Below are 319 nucleotides of genomic sequence, written 5' to 3'. Positions count from 1 at the left end.
AATTTTCATTCTGTCATAAAATGTATAAAAATTGGCAATATCTGTCAAAACAAAGCTGCAATTTCCCGACATACTGAAATCATCGAAAGCAATGCAAGTAAAACAAAATGAATGCATTAGTTAAATATCAGGTGGACCCAGTCGTTCGCACCAAGCTCGATTTCAAGCTTGAAGACGTTCCTCGCTTCTGGTTTGGCGGAGATCCATTCCGTACACGTTTATTTGATGCTTTGAGCCTAACCTTTCCAGATGGAGAGCGCTACTTTATTGAAAGTGTTCGTTTATTTCGCAATAAAATCACTGATCCAGATTTGCAACA

Annotated in this window: 1 protein-coding gene; it reads left to right on the top strand. The window is 38.2% G+C overall.

Annotation, left to right across the window (positions count from 1 at the left end; translation table 11 throughout):
- Positions 1–107: 107 nt before the first annotated feature.
- Positions 108–319, top strand: a 212-nt coding sequence (locus FLQ44_RS08300) for a metal-dependent hydrolase (RefSeq protein WP_147693979.1), incomplete at its 3' end; no start/stop codon positions are given.

The sequence above is a fragment of the Vogesella mureinivorans genome, assembly GCF_007644035.1.
GTDB lineage: Bacteria > Pseudomonadota > Gammaproteobacteria > Burkholderiales > Chromobacteriaceae > Vogesella > Vogesella mureinivorans.
The sequence above is the reverse complement of the archived record's forward strand: the minus strand, read 5'-3'. Positions and strand labels throughout refer to the sequence as shown.